Source organism: Streptomyces aurantiaciflavus, from assembly GCF_049808595.1.
GTDB lineage: Bacteria > Actinomycetota > Actinomycetes > Streptomycetales > Streptomycetaceae > Streptomyces.
Genome location: NZ_JBNCAQ010000009.1, coordinates 193,660 through 213,028, shown reverse-complemented (window position 1 = coordinate 213,028; position 19,369 = coordinate 193,660). Strand labels below are relative to the sequence as shown.

Sequence of the window (19,369 nt, the reverse complement as noted above, 5' to 3'; positions counted from 1 at the left end):
CAAAAGTTACAGCTCATCGCTCCAGAAGCGCGAACGACGCCCCCTGATTGTCCGCGACGACGGCCACCGTGCCGTACGAGGCGGTGAACGGGCCCGCCGTGACCCGTCCGCCGAGCCGGCTCACCGCGCCGAGCGCCGCCTCGCAGTCCTCGACGCCGAAGTGGACGAGGAAGTGCGGCGGCATGACCTCGGGGAAGACGTCGGTGACCGGGGCCCGGCCGAAGTCGGGTTCGGCGCCGGGGCCGAAGAGTGCCTCGTGGAAGAGGTGGCCGTAGAAGGTGTTGGCGGTCTCGGTGTCCCGGGCGTACAGCTGGGCCCAGGCGAAGGCGCCGGGCCGGTGCCGGACGCCGAAGCCCTGGTGGCTGCCCGCCTGCCAGAGGCCGAACACGGCGCCCTCGGGGTCGGCGGCGAGGGCCGCGGTGCCCAGCCCGTCGACCGGGAACGGCGCCATGACGACCTGCCCGCCGGCCCCCTGGATGCGGCGGGCGGTCGCCTCCGCGTCCGGCGTCGCGAAGTACACCGTCCAGACGGTGGGCATACGGCCGTCCGTCTTGTGGGCGAGCGCGGCGACCGGCCGGCCGTCGAGCCGGGCCCACACGGAGGCGCCGTACGCCGTCTCGAAGGTCCATCCGAAGAGCTCACCGTAGAACCGCTCGCCCGCGCCCACGTCGGGAAGCTGCGCGTCCACCCAGCAGGGGACGCCCTCCGGGTATCCCTCTGTGTACACCGATGCCCTGTTTTCGGCCATACAGCCAACCTATCGGCGCTTCACGCAAGCCGCAGACCAGGCACACCCCTCCCCGCATCACCTCACACCCCATTTGCAGTCGGCCGAATAGCGCTCCGATCACCCCTCGGTAAGCTGACGGCATGACAGGACAAGTGCGTACCGTCGACGGCCGCGTTGCCGGTCGACGCGGGCAGGCGACGCGGCAGAAGTTGCTCGACTGCCTCAGTGAGATGCTCAGCTCCTCTCCCTACCGGGACGTCAAGGTCATCGATGTGGCCCGGAAGGCGGGCACTTCGCCCGCGACCTTCTACCAGTACTTCCCGGACGTCGAGGGCGCCGTCCTGGAGATCGCCGACCAAATGGCCGCCGAGGGCGCCGGGTTGACCGAGCTGCTCGAGGGGCGGTCCTGGGTCGGCAAGGCCGGCTGGCAGACCGCGCAGGAACTCGTCGACGGATTCCTCGAGTTCTGGAAGAGGAACGACGCGATTCTCCGCGTGGTCGACCTCGGTGCCGCCGAAGGCGACAAGCGTTTCTACAAACTCCGTATGAAGATCCTCAACTCGGTGAACAACTCCCTCGCGGACGCCGTCGCCGAGTTGCAGTCCAAGGGACGGGTCGACAAGGACGTGAACCCGGCCGCGATCGCCGGTTCGCTCGTCGCGATGCTCGCGGCGGTCGCCTCGCACCAGAAGGGTTTCCAGACGTGGGGCGTCAAGCAGGCTGAACTCAAGCCCAACCTGGCGCTGTTGGTGTACCTGGGCATCACCGGCAGGAAGCCGACGAAGTAGCCCGCGGCGGCGGCCCTTTCTTTTTCCCAGACCTCCAAGTCCTGTCTGGCAAGCGGTGGTTCACGTGCGTGAACCACCGCTTGCTTTGTCCTGGGGCGGGGTTGCGAGGCCCAGCGCGTCGGCGAGGCCCGTCGGCCGGGTGGGCGAGGCCCGTCGGCGGGGTGCTCGGGGCCCGCGGCCCGGGGCCCGGGCTCGCCGCTGGGCTACGCCGGCAGCGGCCGGTCCTTCACCACGTGCTTCATCACCAGCGTGGACGTCAGCCGCTGCACCCCCGGCAGCGTCGCCAGCCGCTCGTCGTAGAGCCGCTGGAAGGCCGCGAGGTCGGCGGTGGCCACCCGCAGCAGATAGTCCGGCTCCCCGAAGAGCCGCTGCGCGTCCAGGACGTGCTCGACCTCGCCCACCGCCCGCTCGAACTCCGCGACCGTGTCCCGGTCCTCCTGCCGCATCGAGACGAAGACCAGCGCCTCGAACGTCAGCCCCACGGCGGCCGGCTCCACCATCGCCCGGTAACCGCTGATCGCCCCGGACCGCTCCAGCTCCCGCAGCCGCCGGTGACACGGCGAGACGCTCAGGCGCACCCGCGCGGCCAGCTCGGTCACGGTCAGCCGCCCGTCCTGCTGCAACTCGGCAAGAATCTTCCGGTCCACGTCGTCCATGGGGTGGATCATTCCGGGTTTCCACCGGTTACGGAAAACTTCTGAAGGCGACCGGTGCTAGGACCTGGGGACGATCCGGAACAGCCGTATCTCCCGGTCCACCCGCGCCTGATACGTCGCGTACGGCGGCCAGAAGGCCAGCGCCGCCTGCCACACCGCCGCCCGCTCCTCCCCCTCCAGCAGCCGGGCGGTGACCGGGATGTCCTCGCCCTTCCAGCTGATCTCGGCGTCGGGGTGGGCGAGGAGGTTGGCGGTCCAGGCCGGGTGGCCGGGGCGGCCGAAGTTGGAGCCGATCAGGATCCAGCCGCGCCCTTTCTCCTCGGGCATGCAGGCGAGGGGCGTGCGGCGGGGCAGGCTGCTGCGGGCGCCGGTGGAGGTGAGGACGATCCCCGGCAGGAGCTGGGCGCTGAGCAGCACCTTTCCCCGGGTGAGCCGGTGGACGGCCCGGTCCAGGGCCGGGATGACGTGCGGGGCGACCCGGGCGAAGGCCGGGGCCGAGGAGATCTTCTGCACGAGACGGACGCCGATCACACCGCCACCTCCGTCCGGGGCTGCTGAAACAGCCGGGCCTCGTCGGCCGCGTGGGCGCGCAGCCGGTGCGCCGGCCCGAACAGCAGCTCGTCGCCGGCGGCCCGCTTGAAGTACAGGTGGGCCTCGTGCTCCCAGGTGAAACCGATGCCCCCGTGCAGCTGGATCGCCTCCCCGGCGGCGGTCCGCAGGGCCTGGAGGGCCTGGGCGAGGGCGAGCCCGCCCGCCTTCTCGCCGAGGCCGCGGCCGGTCGCCCAGGCGGCATAGTAGGCGGCGGAGCGGGCCGTCTGGAGCTGCACGTAGACGTCGGCCAGCCGGTGCTGGACGGCCTGGAAGGAGCCGATCACCCGCCCGAACTGCTCCCGCTGCCCGACGTACTCGACGGTCCGCTCCAGCGCGCGGTCGGCGGCGCCGACGGCCTCGCAGGCGAGGACGGCGGCGGCGCGGTCACCGACGCGGGACAGGGCGGCTGGAACGTCCTGGTCCTCGCTGTCACCGAGCAACTCGGCCTTGACGTGCCGGAGTTGTATGCGGGCCTGCGGGCGGGTCGGGTCCAGGGCGGTCTGCCGTACGCGGACGACTCCGTCGGCGTCCCCCGGGACGAGGAAGAGGAGGGTCCGGGAGCGGACGAAGCCGCCGGTGTGGGCGGCGACGAGGAGCAGCCCGGCGCTGTGCCCGTCGAGGACCTGGGCGGCCTCGCCGTACAGCGTCCACGCATCGTGGAGACGCCGGGCCTGGACGCCGCCCGCCCGGCCGCCCCCGGCCCAGTCACCGTCGTTGCCGCCGGTCAGCGCGAGGGCGGTGGCCAGGGCAGGGGCGGGGACGGCGAGGGTGGCGGTGAGGGCGCCGGAGGCGATGCGCGGGAGGAGTGAGGCGCGCTGGGCGTCGGTGCCGAGGGCGAGGAGGAGCGGGGCGGTGAGGACGCAGGTGGCGAGGAGGGGCGAGGGGGTGAGGGCGCGGCCGGTCTCCTCGCAGGCGAGGGCGAGGTCGGTGATCGGGCAGCCGACACCGCCGTACGCCTCCGGGAGGGCGAGGCCGGGGAGGCAGAGCTGGTCGGCGAGGGCCGCCCAGAGGGCGGGGTCATGGCCGGCGGGGGTGTCGAGGGCGGCCCGCAGATCGTGCGGGCCGGAGCGTTTGTGGAGCAGTTCCCGCAGCGTACGGCGGATCTCGTCCTGCTCGGCGGTGAGGCTGGGGTCCATGGAGGGCACTCCCCTTCCCGATCTGACGGGCCGTCATATTAGGGCGGGGGGACGGGAATGCCCAGAGACAACGACGGAGGGTCGCGACAAGGACGTGCCACCGACCGAGGGCGGCGACGGAGGGACGCCCACCTGCGGCGGGCGGCCGCGGAAGCACGCCACCTGCCGCGGACCGCCAGATCTGATGTACCGTCAGATCCATGTCAACCGTCTCCTCGGGCAACCGCAGGGTCGCCGTGGTCGGTGTCGCCCTGTCCGACTGCGGCCGCGTGGACGACGCGACCCCGTACGCCCTGCACGCCCAGGCGGCCCGGCGGGCGCTGGCGGACGCCGGGCTGGACCGGTCGCGGGTCGACGGCTTCGCGTCGGCGGGCCTGGGCACTCTCGCCCCCGTCGAGGTGGCCGACTACCTGGGCCTGCGCCCCACCTGGGTCGACTCCACCTCCGTGGGCGGTTCGACCTGGGAGGTCATGGCGGCCCACGCGGCGGACGCGATCGCGGCCGGCCACGCGAACGCCGTCCTGCTGGCCTACGGCTCCACGGCCCGCGCGGACATCAGGGCGGGCCGCCGCACGGGCACCTTCGCCTTCGGCGCGCGCGGGCCGCTGCAGTTCGAGGTCCCCTACGGGCACACCCTGATCGCCAAGTACGCGATGGCGGCCCGCCGCCACATGATCGAACACGGCACGACGATCGAGCAGTTGGCGCAGGTGGCGGTCCAGGCGAGGGCGAACGCCGCACTGAACCCGGAGGCGATGTTCCGCACCCCGGTGACGGTGGACGACGTCCTGTCCGGCCCGATGATCGCGGACCCCTTCACCAAGCTGCACTGCTGCCTGCGCTCCGACGGCGGCGCGGCCGTCCTGCTGGCGGCCGAGGAGTACGCAGCGGACTGCCGCACCGCCCCGGTGTGGATCCTCGGCACCGGCGAGCACGTCTCGCACGCGAGCCTGACCGAGTGGGACGACTTCACGGTGTCCCCGGCGGCGGTGAGCGGACGGCTGGCGTTCGAGCGGGCGGGGGTGAGGCCGGACGAGATCGACTTCGCGGAGATCTATGACGCCTTCACCTACATGACCTTGGTGACGCTGGAGGACCTCGGCTTCTGCGGGAAGGGCGAGGGCGGGGCGTTCGTGGAGAAGGGGCGGCTGAGGGTCGAGGGCGGGGAACTGCCGGTGAACACCGACGGGGGTGGGCTGTCGGCCCAGCATCCGGGGATGCGGGGGCTGTTCCTGCTGGTGGAGGCGGTGCGGCAGTTGCGGGGGGAGGCGGGGGCGCGCCAGGTTCGGGCGCGGGACGGGGAGCTGCCCCGGCTGGGGGTGGCTTCGGGGACCGGGGGGTGGTTCTGTTCGTCGGGGACGGTGGTCCTGGGGCGGGAGTAGGGCCTGACTATGGTCGCCGCATGACGATGACCGAGGCCGAGTACGTCGAGTACCTCCAGGCCGAGCAACGCCGGTATGCCTGGGTCATGCGGCGGTACGGTGGTCTGCTCCTGACGGAGTCCTGGGCGGCGGCCCTGGACTGGTACCGCTACGAGCCGCCCGAGAAGCAGTACCGCTGGCTCGTCTTCCACGACGAGGCGTGGCACTGGGCGATGTCGGTCATCCACGGCGACCGGTACACGGTGGACCATCCCGACCTGGTCGATCCGCCGGCCGAGTACCGGGCCCTGGACTGAGCGGCCCGGGTGATACTCGGGGCATGGGAACGGATCTCCACGAGCTGCTCAGGTCACTGCGGGTGTGGGACCCGGAGGTGACGGAACTTCCGGCCTTCGATCCGGACTCGGCGCCGGACGACCCGGTGACGCTGTTCGCCCAGTGGTTCGCCGAGGTGGTGGCGGCGGGCGAGCGGGAGCCGCACACGATGACGCTGGCGACGTCGGACGAGGACGGACTGCCGGACGCCCGGATCGTGATGCTGCACGGCGCGGGCCCGGAGGGCTGGTCCTTCGCGACGCACACGACCAGCCGCAAGGGACGTCAGCTGGCCGGCCGCCCCTACGCGGCCCTCACCTTCTACTGGCCCGTGCTGGGCCGGCAGGTCCGCGTCAGGGGACCGGTGTCCGTCGCCCCGCCCGAGGAGGCGCGGACGGACCTGCGGGTCCGGTCGACGGGTGCGCTGGCCGCCGCGCTGACCGGGCGGCAGAGCGAAGTCCTGGACTCGGTGGAGGAGTTGGCGCGGGCGTCGGAGGCGGCTTGGGAACGGGCCCGGCGGGACCCGGCCGCCGAGTCGCCGACATGGACGTTGTACCGGCTCCGTCCGCAATCCGTGGAGTTCTTCCAGGGCGAGGAGCGGCGACGGCATGTGCGGCTCAGGTACCGGCAGGAGGCCGGCGACTGGGTCAGGGAGCTGCTGTGGCCCTGAGGAACCGTGGCGGGGCTCAGTGCAGGGCTTCGATCTCCGGCTCCGGGTCCGTCGCCAGGCGGCCGTGGCGGTGGACGTCCCGCCAGGCGTCCCTGCGGCCCGCCTCCCACATCGCGCCGCGCAGGGTTCCCTCGTACAGGAAGCCGCACCGCTCGGCGATCCGGCAGGAGGCGTCGTGGCCGAGGGCGTGGCCCAACTCCAGGCGGTGGAGGCCGAGTTCGGTGAACACCCAGCGGGACGCCAGCAGCAGGGACCGGGTGGCGACCTGCCGCCCGCGCGCCTCGGGCAGGACCCAGTAGCCGATGTTGGCGACGCTCTGGATCCGGTCGATCGCGTTGAGACCGATCTGCCCGAGGACGGTCCCGTCATCGGCGTCCGTGACGCAGAGGCTCAGACCGCTCCCGGCCGCCGCGTCCGCGGCCTTCGCCCGCAACGACTCCCGTGCGCCGGCGGCATCCGTGACGGTCCTCAGCGGTGTGTTCCAGCGCAGGAAGTCGGGGTCGGCCAGCCCCCGCAGCCAGGCGTCCACATCGGTGGCGGAGTCGGGGTCCCACGGTCGCAGGCGCAGGCCGTGGCCCTGGACGACGAGGTCGGCCGGAAAGACGTACGTGTCACGGGTATCGGTCATCCGGTCATTGAACACCTGCCTGACCGGAGGCGTGCCGAGGTGTCTCCCGTCACCTCCCGGCCAGGCCTACCGCCGCCTCCGGCGTGAACACCGGCACCCCTTCCCGGAACGCCACCGCGAGCTCCATCCCCGCCCGCGGCTCCCCCTCCCCCACGACCTCCGTCGCCATCCGTGGCCCCTCCGCCAGATCCACCACCGCCGCGACATACGGCGTCCGCTCCCCGAAGGGCGGCAGGTCGTTCCGGTGGACGACGGACCAGGTGTAGAGGGTTGCCCGGCCGCTCGCCGTCTCCCACCTCACGTCCTCGCTCCAGCAGTACGGGCAGAACTCCCGCGGGTAGTGGTGGGCCCGCCCGCACGCCCCGCAGCGCCGGATCAGCAGGCGTCCCTCCGCCGCCGCGTCCCAGTACGCGCGCGTGAAGGCGTCGGCCTCGGGGAGGTCGTACCGCGCGCTCACCGGAAGAGCCCCAGCGCGTCGTCCACCGACCAGGTCTGCCAGGCCATGCCGCCCAGCGCGACCACGGAGATGAGCGCCATCATCCCGTTCTGCCCCTGCTCGGCCCAGTCGTGGATCATCAGGACGAGGTAGAGCAGGTTGAGCAGCAGGCCGCCGGCCAGGGCGATCGGGGTGAGGAAGCCCAGTACGAGCCCGAGGCCCAGGGCCAGTTCCGCGTAGACGACGACGTACGCCATCACGCGCGGCCTCGGGGTCACCACCGCGGCGAAGCCGGACCGTACGGCGGTCCAGCGGTGCTTGGCCGCGACGTCTGCCGCCCAGGCGATGCCGGAGCCCTCGAACCAGCTCTTCTTCTCCTTGTGCCGCCAGCTCTCCAGCCACCACAGACCGAGCCCGATCCGCAGCACCGCCAGCCACTCCGCACCGTCGAGCCAGATCGCATCCATGAATCTGACGGTACGTCAGATGCCGGGATCCCGGAAGAAGCGCATGGAGATCCGATGAGAGGGAGCTGTGGGTCCGCCGTGAAGCTGTGGGTCCGCCGTGAATGCCCCCAGATTGTTGGCAATTTCGTTCGCACTCCCGCTACGTTCACAGACGCAAGCCACGAGCAGCGAGGGAGTCGAACCGTGAAGCACAGGGCAGTCAAGCGCAGGTCGGTCGTCATCGGCATCGGGGCCACCGCCGGCGTCGCGGCAGTGGGCGGCGTCGCCCTGAGCGCGCAGGCCGCCGGCACGACGTCGTCCTCGTCCCCGTCGTCCTCCGCGGGGTCCCTGGTCTTCGACCCGGACGGCTACACCGAGCTCACCACCACGGTCACGGACACGGACGGCGCCCAGCACGAGGTGACCTACCACTTCTGGAAGGCGGTCACCTACGTCGCCAAGCCGGTGGACGAGAAGTACCAGAGCCTGAACGTCAGCGCGCCGGTCAGGATCGACGGCAAGGCGGTCGACGCGAGCGACGCGCCGATTCTGTTCGCGAACTCCGTCGGCGGCTACATGCCGTCCTCGGTCGCGGACGCCACCGGCGTCGGCGCGTCCGGCGCGCCCACCGGTGGGGGCGGCGGGGCCGCCGGCGGGGCCTCGCCCAGCGCCTCGGCGAGCGGCGCGCCCGGCGCACCTGGCGCCAACGGCAACACCAACGCCAACGGCGGTGCCCTGAACAGGAACCAGCTCCTCGCCCTGGCCGCCGGCTACGTCGTCGTCGAGCCCGGCGCCCGCGGCCGTACGCTCAAGAACGCCGCCGGCGAGTACTACGGCGTGGCCCCCGCCGCGATCGTCGACCTCAAGGCCGCCGTCCGGTACGTGCGGGCCAACAAGGGCCGTATCCCCGGCGACGTCGAGCGCATCGTCTCCGCGGGCACCAGCGCGGGCGGGGCCCTGTCCTCGCTGCTCGGCGCCTCCGGCGACAGCCCGCTGTACGACAAGTACCTGAAGGAGATCGGTGCGGCGGACGCGAGCGACGCGATCTTCGCGACCGGCGCCTGGTGCCCGATCACCGACCTGGAGCACGCCGACGGCGCCTACGAGTGGAACTGGGGCGCCAACGCCACCGGCTCGGGCGCCACGGTCGACCGGACGGTGTCGAAGGAGTTGCAGGCGCAGTTCGCCGAGTACCAGGCGTCCCTGAAGCTCAAGGGGCTGGGCGGCTTCGGCAGGCTCACCGCGCGCAACTACGACGCGTACCTGGTCAAGCAGTACCTGGAGCCCTCGGCGACCACCTACCTGGCCGGCCTGCCGGACTCCGAGCGCGAGACGTACCTCGCCGCCAACCCCTTCATCACCTGGAAGAACGACAAGGCCACGTTCTCCTGGACGGACTTCCTCACCCACGTCGGCGCCCGCAAGAAGACCGCCCCGGCCTTCGACGCCTTCGACCTGTCGACCGGTGAGAACAACCTGTTCGGCAAGGGCACGACCGTCTCGCGCCACTTCACGGCGTACAGCCTGAAGAACGACACCACCGGGCTCACCGCCAAGCGCCTCGACAGCGACATCCCCGAGACGCTGCGGCTGATGAACCCGATGTACTTCCTGGTCGAGAAGGCCAACCCCAGGCGCACCAAGCACTGGTGGATCCGCCTCGGCACCAGGGACTCCGACACCTCGCACACGGTGTCCGCCAACCTCGCCGCCGCCGCGCACACCCTCGGCGACGACGTGAACCACCTCTACTACTGGGACCAGGGCCACGGCGCCAACACCGACCCGGGCGACTTCATCAAGTGGATCGCGAAGGTGACGGGTCACCGGGCCGAGAAGCGGTAGCCCCCGAACGCGGCGCCCGTTTCCCGTCATGCCCTCGGTCGCCGTCCGCCCGCGACGCCGGGCCCAGCGCGCCTGGGCCCGGCGTCGCGGCGTGTCCCCAACGGCACATCCACGACGGCGTGTCCACAACCGGGCCGCCGTACGTCAAAACCAGACTCCGTACGCCATGACCAGGCCGTCGTACGCCATGACCAGGCCGTCGTACGTCACAACCAGGCCGTCGTACGCCACAACCAGGTGGCGTACGCCACACACCCCACCCATGACTCCTCCAAGCGTGATCAATCCGCAACCAATTCCGGTCTTGACCGAGACCCATCAACCCGCTGCGTGATTACGCTCGCGCTCATGGCCGACTCCACACCGTCCGCGAACCCCTCCGCGATCACCACCGCGAACCCCGCCGACCGCCCGGTCTACGTCATCGGCGGCGGCCCGGGCGGCCTCGCCACCGCGTACGCCCTGCGCGCCCAGGGGATACGCGCCGTCGTGGTGGAGAAGTCCGACCGGATCGGGGCGTCCTGGCGGCGCCACTACGACCGCCTGCATCTGCACACCACGCGGCGCCGGTCGGCCCTGCCCGGACTGGGGATGCCGCGCAGGTTCGGGCGGTGGGTGGCCCGTGACGACGTGGCGCGGTACCTGGAGAAGTACGCCGAGTACCACGAGCTGGAGATCGTGACCGGCGTCGAGGTCTCCCGCGTCGAGCGCACCGCCGACGGCACCGGCTGGCTGCTGCACGCCTCCGGTGGGCGCGAGCTGACCGGCTCGGCGGTCGTCGTCGCCACCGGCTACAACCACACCCCGTACCTGCCGGACTGGCCGGGCCGGGAGGCGTACACCGGTGACCTCGCCCACGCCTCCGCGTACCGCGACGGCAAGCCGTACACCGGCCGGGACGTGCTGGTCGTCGGCGTCGGCAACACCGGCGCGGAGATCGCCGTCGACCTGGTGGAGAGCGGGGCCGAGCGGGTACGGCTGGCCGTGCGCACCGTCCCGCACATCGTGCGCCGTACGACCGCGGGCTGGCCCGCCCAGTACAGCGGCATCCTGGTGCGCCGACTGCCCGTCGGCCTGGTCGACCGGATCTGCCGGGTGCTGGCGCTGAGCCTGCCCGACCTCTCCGCGCACGGTCTGCCGCGCCCCGACACCGGGCTCTACACCCGCGCCAGGCAGGGGGCGATCCCGGTGCAGGACGTCGGTCTGATCGACGCCGTGCGCAAGGGGAGGGTGGAGGTCGTGGCCGCCGTCGACGGCTTCGAGGACGGCAAGGTCGTCCTCGCCGACGGCACCCGCATCTCCCCGGACGCCGTCGTCGCCGCCACCGGATACGTCCGCGCCCTGGAGGGACTCGTCGGTCATCTCGGCGTCCTGGACGACCGCGGCCTCCCCGTCGCCCACGGCGCCCGTTCCCCGCAGGACGCGCCCGGCCTGTACTTCACCGGCTTCACCACGCCCATCAGCGGCACGCTCCGCGAGCTGGCGCTGGACGCGGAGCGGATCGCCAAGGCCGTACGCCGTCAACTCGCCTGATCTCACTGCCCGTTACACCTGTGCCAGATGTGACGGGAGCGTTGTCCGTGCCTCCGTGCGGAGCCAGAATGTGAGCCCTGTTCAACTTTCCGGCTCCACCCCCGCTCGCTCTCGCAGCGCTCGAAGCACGACGGAGGACGCACGTGGCACGTGAAAGACGGCTCTCCCGCCGCTCCCCTGACGGTCTCTCCCGCCGCTCCCTGCTCGGCGGCACCGCCGCCGTGGCCGCCGGCGCGGCCACCCTCACCGCGACCGGCGCCGGTACGGCGTCCGCGGCCACCACCCGGGCTGTGGACGTCGCCGTCGTCGGCGCCGGCCTCGCCGGTCTCACCGCGGCCCGTGACCTGGTCGCCGCCGGGAAGACGGTCGCCGTCCTGGAGGCCCGCGACCGCGTCGGCGGCCGGGTGGTGAACCTCTCGCTCGCCAACGGCGGGGTCACCGAGGGCGGCGGCGAGTTCATCGGCCCCACCCAGGACCGCATCAAGGCGCTCGCCGACTCCCTCGGCGTCGCCACCTTCGCCACCTACAACACCGGCAAGAACCTGCTCTACAAGGACGGCAAGAAGACCCCGTACGCCACCGACGGCCTCCTCGGCTCGGTCCCGCCGATCGACGCGGCGGGTCTGGCCAACGCGGCGATCGTGCAGGCCGCGCTCGACGACATGGCGAAACAGGTCCCGGTCGACGCGCCCTGGACCGCCGCGAAGGCCGCCGAGTGGGACCGGCAGACCTTCGAGACCTGGCTGCGCGCCAACGCCGTCGTCCCGTCCGCCAAGTTCCTTCTCGACGTGGCCTGTACGTCGATCTTCTCGGCCGAGCCCCGTGAACTGTCCCTGCTCTTCGTCCTGTTCTACATCGCCGCCGCCGGCAACGCGTCGAACCCCGGCACCCTGGAACGCCTCACCGAGACCGCCAACGGCGCCCAGGAGCTGCGCTTCGTCGGCGGCTCCCAGCTGGTGCCGATCAAACTCGCCGCCACGCTCGGCGACCGGGTGGTGCTGAAGGCCCCGGTCCACACGATCACCCAGTCGGGCGGCACCTACGTGGTGACGGCCGACGGCATCACCGTCACCGCCAGGAAGGTCGTCGTCGCCGTACCCCCGCCGCTGGCCGCCCGCATCACGTACGACCCGCTCCTCCCGGCCGCCCGCGACCAGCTCACCCAGCGCCTGCCGATGGCCTCGGTGGGCAAGGCGATCGCCGTCTACGACACCCCCTTCTGGCGGGCCGACGGCCTCAACGGCCAGGTCGTCAGCGACACCGGCGTGGTCAGCTCCACCTTCGACAACTCCCCGCCCGACGCCTCCTACGGCGCGCTGATGGGCTTCATCGAGGCCGACAAGGCGCGGGCCTACGACGCGGCGAGTGAGGCGGAGGTCAGGGCGGCCGTACTCAAGGACTACGCGACGTACTTCGGCGAGAAGGCCGCCTCCCCCACCTCCTTCGTCCTGCAACGCTGGAACAACGAGGGCTACACCCGAGGCGGCCCCGTCTCCATCGCCGCGCCCGGCGTCCTGACCCAGTACGGCCCGGCCCTGCGCCGGCCGGTCGGCGGCATCCACTGGGCCGGGACGGAGACCTCCACCTACTGGATGGGCTTCATGGACGGTGCCGTGCGCTCGGGCGAGCGGGTGGCGAAGGAAGTCCTGGCGGTGCTGTAGGAGCCGCCGGCCGTAGTGACCGCCCACGGGCCGGCCCCTGCTCAGGGGGTCGGCCCGTGGCATGTCCGCACAGGGGGCAGGACGCCACCGGGCCGTCCGCCGAGGACACATGGCGGACAAGAGTTCGTAACGAGCCATTGACAGGAGCTCCACCCGTGGGCACCCTCATGTGCACACGGTTGCCAAATCGATTGGGCAACCCGTAATCCACCACTTTGGGCGGGAGCGATGGCGCGCCGGATCAGGATCAAGGACGTGGCCGAGACGGCAGGTGTGTCCGTCACGACCGTGTCCCACATCCTCAACCGGGTCGAGGGCAAGCGGATCAGCCCGGAGACCCGGCAGCGCGTCCTGCAGGTCGCCGAGGAACTCGGGTACGCGCCGAACGGCCTGGCCCGCGGCCTGAGGCTGAAGCGCTCGCAGACCATCGGCTTCGTCAGCGACGAGATCGCCACCACCCCGCACGCGGGCCGGATGATCCTCGGCGCCCAGGAGGCGGCCGCGGCCGAGGGCGTGGTGCTGCTGCTGGTCAACACCAGCGGCGACGCCGAACTGGAGCGCACGAGCATCGAGATGCTCCTCCAGCGGCAGGTGGACGGCGTGCTGTACGCGGCCATGTACCACCGGAGCGTGGAACTGCCGAAGAGCCTGGCGTCGACGCCCACCGTGCTGCTGGACGCGCGCTGCGACGATCCCGCTGTCCCGTTCGTGGTGCCCGACGAGGTCCAGGGCGGTTACACGGCGGTGCGCGAGCTGATCGACCACGGGCACCGCAGGATCGGCGTGACCGTGCAGACCGTCGACCTCCCCGCCCGGCAGGGCCGCCTGGAGGGCTACCGCAAGGCGCTGGCGGAGGTCGGTGTCCCCTTCGACCCGTCTCTGGTCGCCGCCGAGACGGCGGTGCCGTTCAACACGGTCGGCGGTGACGTGACCGCGGGCTACCGGGCCGCCCGGCGTCTGCTGACGGCGAAGCGGCGCCCGACGGCGTTGTTCTGCTTCAACGACCGGATGGCCGCCGGTGCTTACCGGGCCGCCGCCGAGTTGGGGCTCTCCATCCCCGGCGACCTGTCGGTCATCGGGTTCGACAACCAGGAGCTGGTCTGCGAGGCCGTTCACCCGCAGCTGAGCACGGTTCAGCTGCCGCACTACGAGATGGGGGCACGGGCCGTGGCCCAGTTGCTCGCACTCACCAAGACGCCGGGCCGGCCACCGGGCCCGGACACACCGGAAATGCTGCCTTGCCCGCTGGTGGCGCGGGCATCGGTCGCTTCGCCGCCCCGACTCTGACCCCGGGACGGCGAAGCATCCGCACTATGACAGGCGACCGTCGCAACCGGTCGTCGGTCCTGCCAGTACTGTGAACACAGCGAAGGGTACACGCATGTCCACCTGGACCTTCAGTGAGTCGTCGAGCTGCCGCGGGCCTCTGACATCCGGCGCCGTCTCCGACTCCTGCCACTTCCGCGGCTCTTCGGCGCGCGGGTACTGAACCCGGCGCTCCTCACCGCCGGGACGTCCACGCCAGGACGTCCCGGGCAGCCGTGCCGTGCCAGGGCCGGCTGCTCCGTCGGCGTATCTCCGCACGCTCTCCGACATACCGAAAGGCACGTGTGTGTCCACCGCGCCCTGTGATCCGTACCGGCCCGTCGCGCACCTGCGCCCGCCCCGGAACTGGATCAACGACCCCAACGGGCTGGTCTTCCACGACGGCCACTACCACGTCTGCTACCAGTACAACCCGTACGGTGCGACGCACGCGAACATGCACTGGGGCCACTTCCGCAGCTCCGACCTGCTGAGCTGGGAGCCGCTGCCGATCGCCCTGTCCCCGACCCCGGGTGGCGTGGACGCCGACGGCTGCTTCTCCGGCAACGCCGTCTCCGACGGGGATCGGCTGGTCGCGTTCTACTCGGCGCACCGCGAGGACCGCTCGCCCCAGCATCAGCCGGTCACCTGCGCCACCTCCCTCGACGGCGGCCGGACCTTCAGCCCGCGGGGCGAACCGGTCGTCCCGGAACTGCCCGAGGGCTGCACCATGTACCGCGACCCGTACGTCTGGCGCGACGGCGACAAGTGGCGGATGCTGGTCGGCGCCGCGCTCGCCGACGGCCGAGGCGCGGCCCTGCTGTACGAGTCGCCCGACCTGGACGACTGGACCTACCTGGGACCCTTCGACGCCCGCGAGCAGGAGCCGGTCGGCGGCACCGGTCTGCACACCGGCGAGGGCTGGGAGTGCCCCCAGTACCTGCCGCCGCGGTCCGGACGGCCCGGTGCCCTCATCTTCAGCGCGTGGAACGACGACGACGGCCCCCGGTGCGTCACGGCCCTGGTCGGCGAGGAACACGGCGCCGTCTTCGAGTCCGGCCCGCCCGTCCTCGTGGACCACGGCCCGGACTGCTACGCACCCGCGCTGCTGCGTGCGCCCGGGGGCCACTCCCACGCCGAAGGCGGTGGGGGAAGCCGCTGGCTGCTGTGGGGCTGGTCCGGGGAAGCCCGCGAGGGAGCCTGGGCGGTCGCGGACGGCTGGGCCGGCGTGCTGACCCTTCCCCGCGAGATCGCGGTCGGCGACGACGGCACCCTGCGGCAGCAGCCCGCCGCCGAGCTGCTGGCTCTGCGCGGAGCGCACCACGTCCACGCCGAGGGCGTGACCCGGGGCCCCGAGCCGGTGGAACTCGGCGGCGTGGGCCGTGCCTTCGACCTGACGGCCCGCCTGGAGACGACCGGAGCGGCGAGCCTGCGGCTGCTCACCACCCCGGACGGATCCGAGTACCTCGACATCCGCCTCGACGCCGCCGCGGGCGAACTGGTCGTCGACCGCGACCACGCCTCGCTGGACGACCGGGCCCACGGCGGCTCCTACCGGATGCCCTGCCCCACCGGCCGGCCGGTCGACCTGCGCCTGGTCGTCGACCACTCCGTCGCCGAGGTCTTCCTGACCACCACCGGCCAGGTGCTCACCCTGCGCTTCTACCCGACGGGGGACGCCCCGTGGCGGCTGCAGGCCCGCACCGCGCCGGACACGCGGCTCGGCTACACGGTCGACGCCTGGGAACTGTCGCCCCTCGTGATCAAGGAGCCGAGCGCCGGCACCGCGCTGCCGCAGGGGCAGCCCGTATGACCCGGCCGTCGCCCCTGTCGCCGTACGGCCCGTGGCGAGCCCGGATCCGCTCGACGCACCTGAGCACCACCCACCCTCACCCTCACCGCACCCCGGAGGCATCCACCATGATCGCCGGAAACAGAAGAACCCGCCGGACGGCCCGTACGGCCCTGGCCCTGGTCCTCCCCCTGGCCGCGCTGGCCGCCTGCGGCGGAGGCGGCACCACCGACACCTCCGCCGAACAGGGCAGCGGCACGGGCACCATCACCGTCTGGGCCCACCAGGGCCAGGCCAGCGAGGCCACCGCCCTGCAGAACGCGGTGAAGTCCTTCAACTCCTCCCAGGACAAGATCAAGGTCAAGCTGACCCTGATCCCCGACGCCGACTACACCAAGACCATCACCGCCACCGACGCCGCCAAGCTGCCGGACGTGATGGAGTTCGACGGCCCGACCATGGCGAACTTCGTCTACAACAGGAAGCTCGCCGCGATCGACGACTACGTCTCGAGCAAGACCATGGCCAACGCCACGGACGCCATCAAGGCCGAGGGCGAGATCGACGGCAAGCACTACGGCCTGGGCATGTTCGACTCGGGGCTCGGCATCTACGGCAACAAGAAGCTGCTGGACGCGGCCGGCGTGAAGTACCCCACCGGTCTGTCCGACGCCTGGACCGCGCAGCAGTTCACGGCGGCCGTGCAGAAGCTGGCGGCCAAGGACGCCGACGGCAAGAGCCTCGACCTGCAGGAGGGCAACGGCTACGCGAGCGAGTGGGGCACCTACGGCTTCGCGCCGATCGTCTGGTCGGCCGGCGGCTCGCTGCTGAAGGACGGCAGGGCGGAAGGCGTCCTGGACACCCCGGCCGTGGTCTCGGCGCTGAAGACCTTCCAGTCCTGGAAGAAGTACACCGACCCCAACACCGACTCGAACGCCTTCACCAAGGGCCGCGTCGCGCTCAGCTGGGTCGGCCACTGGATGTACCCCGCCTACAGCAAGGCCCTCGGTGACGACCTCGTCGTCCTGCCCCTGCCCGACTTCGGCAACGGCCCCAAGACCGGCCAGGGCTCCTGGGCCTGGGGCATCGGCGCCAACAGCAAGAACGGCAAGGCCGCCGGCGCCTTCCTCGACGCCCTGCTGAACGACGCCAACGTCACCGCGATGACGACGGCCAACGGTGCCCCTCCCGGCACCAAGTCCGTGCTCGCCAAGAGCGAGCTGTACCAGCAGGGCGGCCCGCTCCAGCTCTTCGCCGACCAGCTCGCCAAGCCCTGCGGCGACAGTGACATCACCAAGTCCTGCGTGGCCGTGACCCGCCCGGTCACCGCCGGATACCCCACGGTCACCGCCAAGTTCAGCCAGGCCCTCGCCTCGGTCTACGGCGGCTCCGACCCGAAGAGCGCCCTGGAGAAGGCCGCCCGCGCCATCGACCAGGACTTCTCCGACAACGCCGGCTACAAGATCCAGTAACCCCGTTGGACAGAGCGGCCGGGGCGGGCGCCTTGACGAAAGGCCGTCCGCCCCGCCGGGAACAGGACCCCCTGTGAAAACCGTGGAACCCGCGGCCGCCCCGCCCTCCGGCCGCCATCAGAGCGAGGGCCCACCCGCGCGCAGTACCAGGCCCGCGAGGCCGTCGCGCAGGAACCGCGACTGGCTGCACGGACTGCTGATGTCCGCGCCCGCCCTCGGCGGACTCATCGCGTTCGTCGGCATCCCGTTCGTCTACGCGGTCGTGCTCTCCTTCTACAACGTGCGCCTCGGCTCCCCGCTGGCACCCACGTTCTTCGGTGTGGAGCAGTACCGGCGGCTGTTCACCGACCCCGACATGTCCGGGCCGTTCCTGCGGGCCCTGCTGAACAACCTGACCTTCGCCGTGGTCGTGGTCCCCCTGCAGACCGGGCTGGCGCTGGCGCTGGCGATCCTGCTCAACCGCAAGCTCAAGGCCATCGGGCTGTTCCGGTCCCTGTTCTTCCTGCCGGTGGTCTTCCCCATGGCCCTGGTCGCCGTGATCTGGCGGCTCATCCTCGCCCGCAGCGGCGACGGCCTGCTCAACTCGGCGCTGCACGCGGTGAGTCTCGGGAACTGGGGCGCCTTCGACTGGCTCGGCGACGGGCTCACCGCCATGGCCTCGATCATCGTGCTGTCCGTCTGGCAGGGCGTCGGCTTCCAGATGGTCATCCTGCTCGCCGGCCTCCAGCAGATCCCCGCCGAGCTGTACGAGGCCGCCCAGCTCGACCGGGCCTCCCGCCGGCAGCAGTTCCGCCATGTCACCCTGCCCGGCATCCGCGGCACGCTCGTCTTCGTGGCGCTGCTCACCTCGGTGCTGTCCTTCCGCGTCTTCGACCAGGTCTACGTCCTCGTCAAGGGCGGCGGACTCGACGAGGACGCCACCCGCACGGTGATGTACCAGGCCGTCACCACGGCCTTCGACCAGAACAACATCGGCCAGGCGTCCGCGATCACCGTCGTGTTCTTCCTGATCGTCGTCGCCCTGACCCTCATCCAGCGCCGCGCCGTCCGCACCGGCAACGAGGACTGACCATGACCCGCACACCCCTGCGCCGCTTCCTCGACTACGCCGTCCTCAGCGTCCTGGCCTTCGTCTTCGTCCTGCCCGTGCTGTATCTGGTGCTGGGCAGCTTCAAGCCCTCCGACGAGGTGCTGAACGGCCTGACCGGTTTCCTGCCCACCCACCTGTCGTTCGACAACTACACGGCCGTCCTGGACAACTTCGACTCCGACGCCACCGGCTACTTCTGGCGGTTCATGGGCATCTCGCTGCTGCTGTCCGCCGTCGTGGTGTTCGGCGGGCTGATCGTCAACTCCATGGCCGCCTACGGGCTCACCCGGCTGCGCTGGCGGGGCCAGGGCGCGGTCTTCCTGCTCGTGCTGCTGCTGATGCTGGTCCCGTTCGAAGCGGTGGCGGTGCCGCTGTTCTACATGTTCAACGACCAGCGCAACACCATCTACATCCAGGCCGTCCCGTTCATCGCCAACGCCTTCTCGGTCTACCAGTTCGCCACGTTCTTCCGCGCGATCCCGCCCAGCATCGAGGAGGCCGCCCGCATCGACGGCGCCGGTCCCTGGCGCACCTTCTTCGCGATCGTCGTCCCGATGTCGAAGCCGGTGTTCGCGTCGGTGGCCATCCTCACCTTCCTCACCCAGTGGGGCTCGTTCCTGTGGCCGGTGCTGATGGTCTCCGACCCCTCGGTGCGTCCGCTGCCGCTGGAGATGAGCGTCTTCCAGGGGCAGCAGCCCGTGGACTGGGGCCAGGTCCTCGCCTTCGGTGTGCTGCTGGTGCTGCCGGTGCTGATCGTCTTCGCGTTCTTCCAGCGGTGGTTCGTCCAGGGCGTCGCCGGCTCGGCGGTCAAGGGCTGATCCGGGAAGGTACGGACATCTCTTCTGTGCAGGCTTATTCCTGACATCCCGTCAGTTCTGTAATCTGACACTGCG

Annotated in this window: 19 protein-coding genes; 12 read left to right on the top strand and 7 right to left on the bottom strand. The window is 71.5% G+C overall.

The window, feature by feature from the left end:
* Nucleotides 1–13: 13 nt before the first annotated feature.
* Nucleotides 14–748 (bottom strand): AfsK-binding protein KbpA, encoded by a 735-nt coding sequence (gene kbpA, locus ACPT94_RS13170; RefSeq protein WP_360334533.1) that lies wholly within the window; start codon nucleotides 746–748, stop codon nucleotides 14–16.
* Between the two features lie 134 nt (nucleotides 749–882).
* Between kbpA and ACPT94_RS13165 the strand changes: the two genes are divergently transcribed.
* Complete coding sequence (locus ACPT94_RS13165; RefSeq protein WP_360334732.1) at nucleotides 883–1,518, top strand: TetR family transcriptional regulator; 636 nt, start codon at nucleotides 883–885, stop codon at nucleotides 1,516–1,518.
* A gap of 203 nt (nucleotides 1,519–1,721) precedes the next feature.
* Here ACPT94_RS13165 and ACPT94_RS13160 read toward each other — a convergent pair whose 3' ends face one another.
* From ACPT94_RS13160 to ACPT94_RS13150, 3 genes are read right to left on the bottom strand one after another with little or no spacing between them, the layout of a single operon-like run.
* Nucleotides 1,722–2,174: an Lrp/AsnC family transcriptional regulator gene (locus ACPT94_RS13160; RefSeq protein WP_360334530.1), complete on the bottom strand. Its 453-nt coding sequence runs from the start codon at nucleotides 2,172–2,174 to the stop codon at nucleotides 1,722–1,724.
* Between the two features lie 57 nt (nucleotides 2,175–2,231).
* The gene (locus ACPT94_RS13155; protein WP_425245884.1) at nucleotides 2,232–2,705 is read right to left on the bottom strand and encodes a nitroreductase family deazaflavin-dependent oxidoreductase; all 474 of its coding nucleotides are present in this window, start codon (nucleotides 2,703–2,705) and stop codon (nucleotides 2,232–2,234) included.
* Complete coding sequence (locus ACPT94_RS13150) at nucleotides 2,702–3,901, bottom strand: acyl-CoA dehydrogenase family protein (protein ID WP_425245883.1); 1,200 nt, start codon at nucleotides 3,899–3,901, stop codon at nucleotides 2,702–2,704. The genes ACPT94_RS13155 and ACPT94_RS13150 overlap by 4 nt, the downstream gene beginning before the upstream one ends.
* A 200-nt stretch (nucleotides 3,902–4,101) precedes the next feature.
* Between ACPT94_RS13150 and ACPT94_RS13145 the strand changes: the two genes are divergently transcribed.
* From ACPT94_RS13145 to ACPT94_RS13135, 3 genes are read left to right on the top strand one after another with little or no spacing between them, the layout of a single operon-like run.
* Nucleotides 4,102–5,283 (top strand): thiolase C-terminal domain-containing protein, encoded by a 1,182-nt coding sequence (locus ACPT94_RS13145; RefSeq protein ID WP_360334521.1) that lies wholly within the window; start codon nucleotides 4,102–4,104, stop codon nucleotides 5,281–5,283.
* 20 nt (nucleotides 5,284–5,303) lie between these two features.
* On the top strand, nucleotides 5,304–5,579 hold the full coding sequence (locus ACPT94_RS13140) for a hypothetical protein (RefSeq protein WP_360334518.1): 276 nt from the start codon (nucleotides 5,304–5,306) through the stop codon (nucleotides 5,577–5,579).
* Between the two features lie 23 nt (nucleotides 5,580–5,602).
* Nucleotides 5,603–6,268, top strand: a complete 666-nt coding sequence (locus tag ACPT94_RS13135) for a pyridoxine/pyridoxamine 5'-phosphate oxidase (protein ID WP_360334516.1) — start codon at nucleotides 5,603–5,605, stop codon at nucleotides 6,266–6,268.
* Between the two features lie 16 nt (nucleotides 6,269–6,284).
* Here the strand turns inward: ACPT94_RS13135 and ACPT94_RS13130 are convergent, their stop codons facing one another.
* From ACPT94_RS13130 to ACPT94_RS13120, 3 genes are read right to left on the bottom strand one after another with little or no spacing between them, the layout of a single operon-like run.
* On the bottom strand, nucleotides 6,285–6,896 hold the full coding sequence (locus ACPT94_RS13130; RefSeq protein WP_360334514.1) for a GNAT family N-acetyltransferase: 612 nt from the start codon (nucleotides 6,894–6,896) through the stop codon (nucleotides 6,285–6,287).
* A gap of 49 nt (nucleotides 6,897–6,945) precedes the next feature.
* Nucleotides 6,946–7,353, bottom strand: a complete 408-nt coding sequence (locus ACPT94_RS13125; protein ID WP_360334511.1) for a Zn-ribbon domain-containing OB-fold protein — start codon at nucleotides 7,351–7,353, stop codon at nucleotides 6,946–6,948.
* Nucleotides 7,350–7,799 carry a DoxX family membrane protein gene (locus ACPT94_RS13120; RefSeq protein ID WP_360334508.1) on the bottom strand — a complete coding sequence of 150 codons (450 nt, stop codon included), beginning with the start codon at nucleotides 7,797–7,799 and terminating at the stop codon, nucleotides 7,350–7,352. The genes ACPT94_RS13125 and ACPT94_RS13120 overlap by 4 nt, the downstream gene beginning before the upstream one ends.
* A 183-nt stretch (nucleotides 7,800–7,982) precedes the next feature.
* On the opposite strand from ACPT94_RS13120, the gene ACPT94_RS13115 reads away from it, so the two are divergent.
* The 8 genes from ACPT94_RS13115 to ACPT94_RS13080 all read left to right on the top strand — a co-directional run bounded on the left by ACPT94_RS13115 (nucleotide 7,983) and on the right by ACPT94_RS13080 (nucleotide 19,294).
* On the top strand, nucleotides 7,983–9,623 hold the full coding sequence (locus ACPT94_RS13115) for a subtype B tannase (RefSeq protein WP_425245882.1): 1,641 nt from the start codon (nucleotides 7,983–7,985) through the stop codon (nucleotides 9,621–9,623).
* Nucleotides 9,624–9,971: 348 nt separating this feature from the next.
* Nucleotides 9,972–11,156, top strand: coding sequence for a flavin-containing monooxygenase (locus ACPT94_RS13110; RefSeq protein WP_360334502.1), 1,185 nt, complete (start codon nucleotides 9,972–9,974; stop codon nucleotides 11,154–11,156).
* 143 nt (nucleotides 11,157–11,299) lie between these two features.
* Complete coding sequence (locus tag ACPT94_RS13105; RefSeq protein ID WP_360334499.1) at nucleotides 11,300–12,817, top strand: flavin monoamine oxidase family protein; 1,518 nt, start codon at nucleotides 11,300–11,302, stop codon at nucleotides 12,815–12,817.
* Nucleotides 12,818–13,045: 228 nt separating this feature from the next.
* Entirely contained in the window at nucleotides 13,046–14,104 is a 1,059-nt protein-coding gene (locus ACPT94_RS13100) for a LacI family DNA-binding transcriptional regulator (protein ID WP_425245881.1), read from the top strand.
* Between the two features lie 325 nt (nucleotides 14,105–14,429).
* Nucleotides 14,430–15,935: a glycoside hydrolase family 32 protein gene (locus ACPT94_RS13095; RefSeq protein WP_360334493.1), complete on the top strand. Its 1,506-nt coding sequence runs from the start codon at nucleotides 14,430–14,432 to the stop codon at nucleotides 15,933–15,935.
* A gap of 107 nt (nucleotides 15,936–16,042) precedes the next feature.
* Complete coding sequence (locus ACPT94_RS13090; protein WP_360334490.1) at nucleotides 16,043–17,386, top strand: ABC transporter substrate-binding protein; 1,344 nt, start codon at nucleotides 16,043–16,045, stop codon at nucleotides 17,384–17,386.
* Between the two features lie 73 nt (nucleotides 17,387–17,459).
* Complete coding sequence (locus tag ACPT94_RS13085) at nucleotides 17,460–18,455, top strand: carbohydrate ABC transporter permease (RefSeq protein ID WP_360334487.1); 996 nt, start codon at nucleotides 17,460–17,462, stop codon at nucleotides 18,453–18,455.
* Between the two features lie 2 nt (nucleotides 18,456–18,457).
* The gene (locus tag ACPT94_RS13080; protein WP_360334484.1) at nucleotides 18,458–19,294 is read left to right on the top strand and encodes a carbohydrate ABC transporter permease; all 837 of its coding nucleotides are present in this window, start codon (nucleotides 18,458–18,460) and stop codon (nucleotides 19,292–19,294) included.
* Nucleotides 19,295–19,369: the final 75 nt, after the last annotated feature.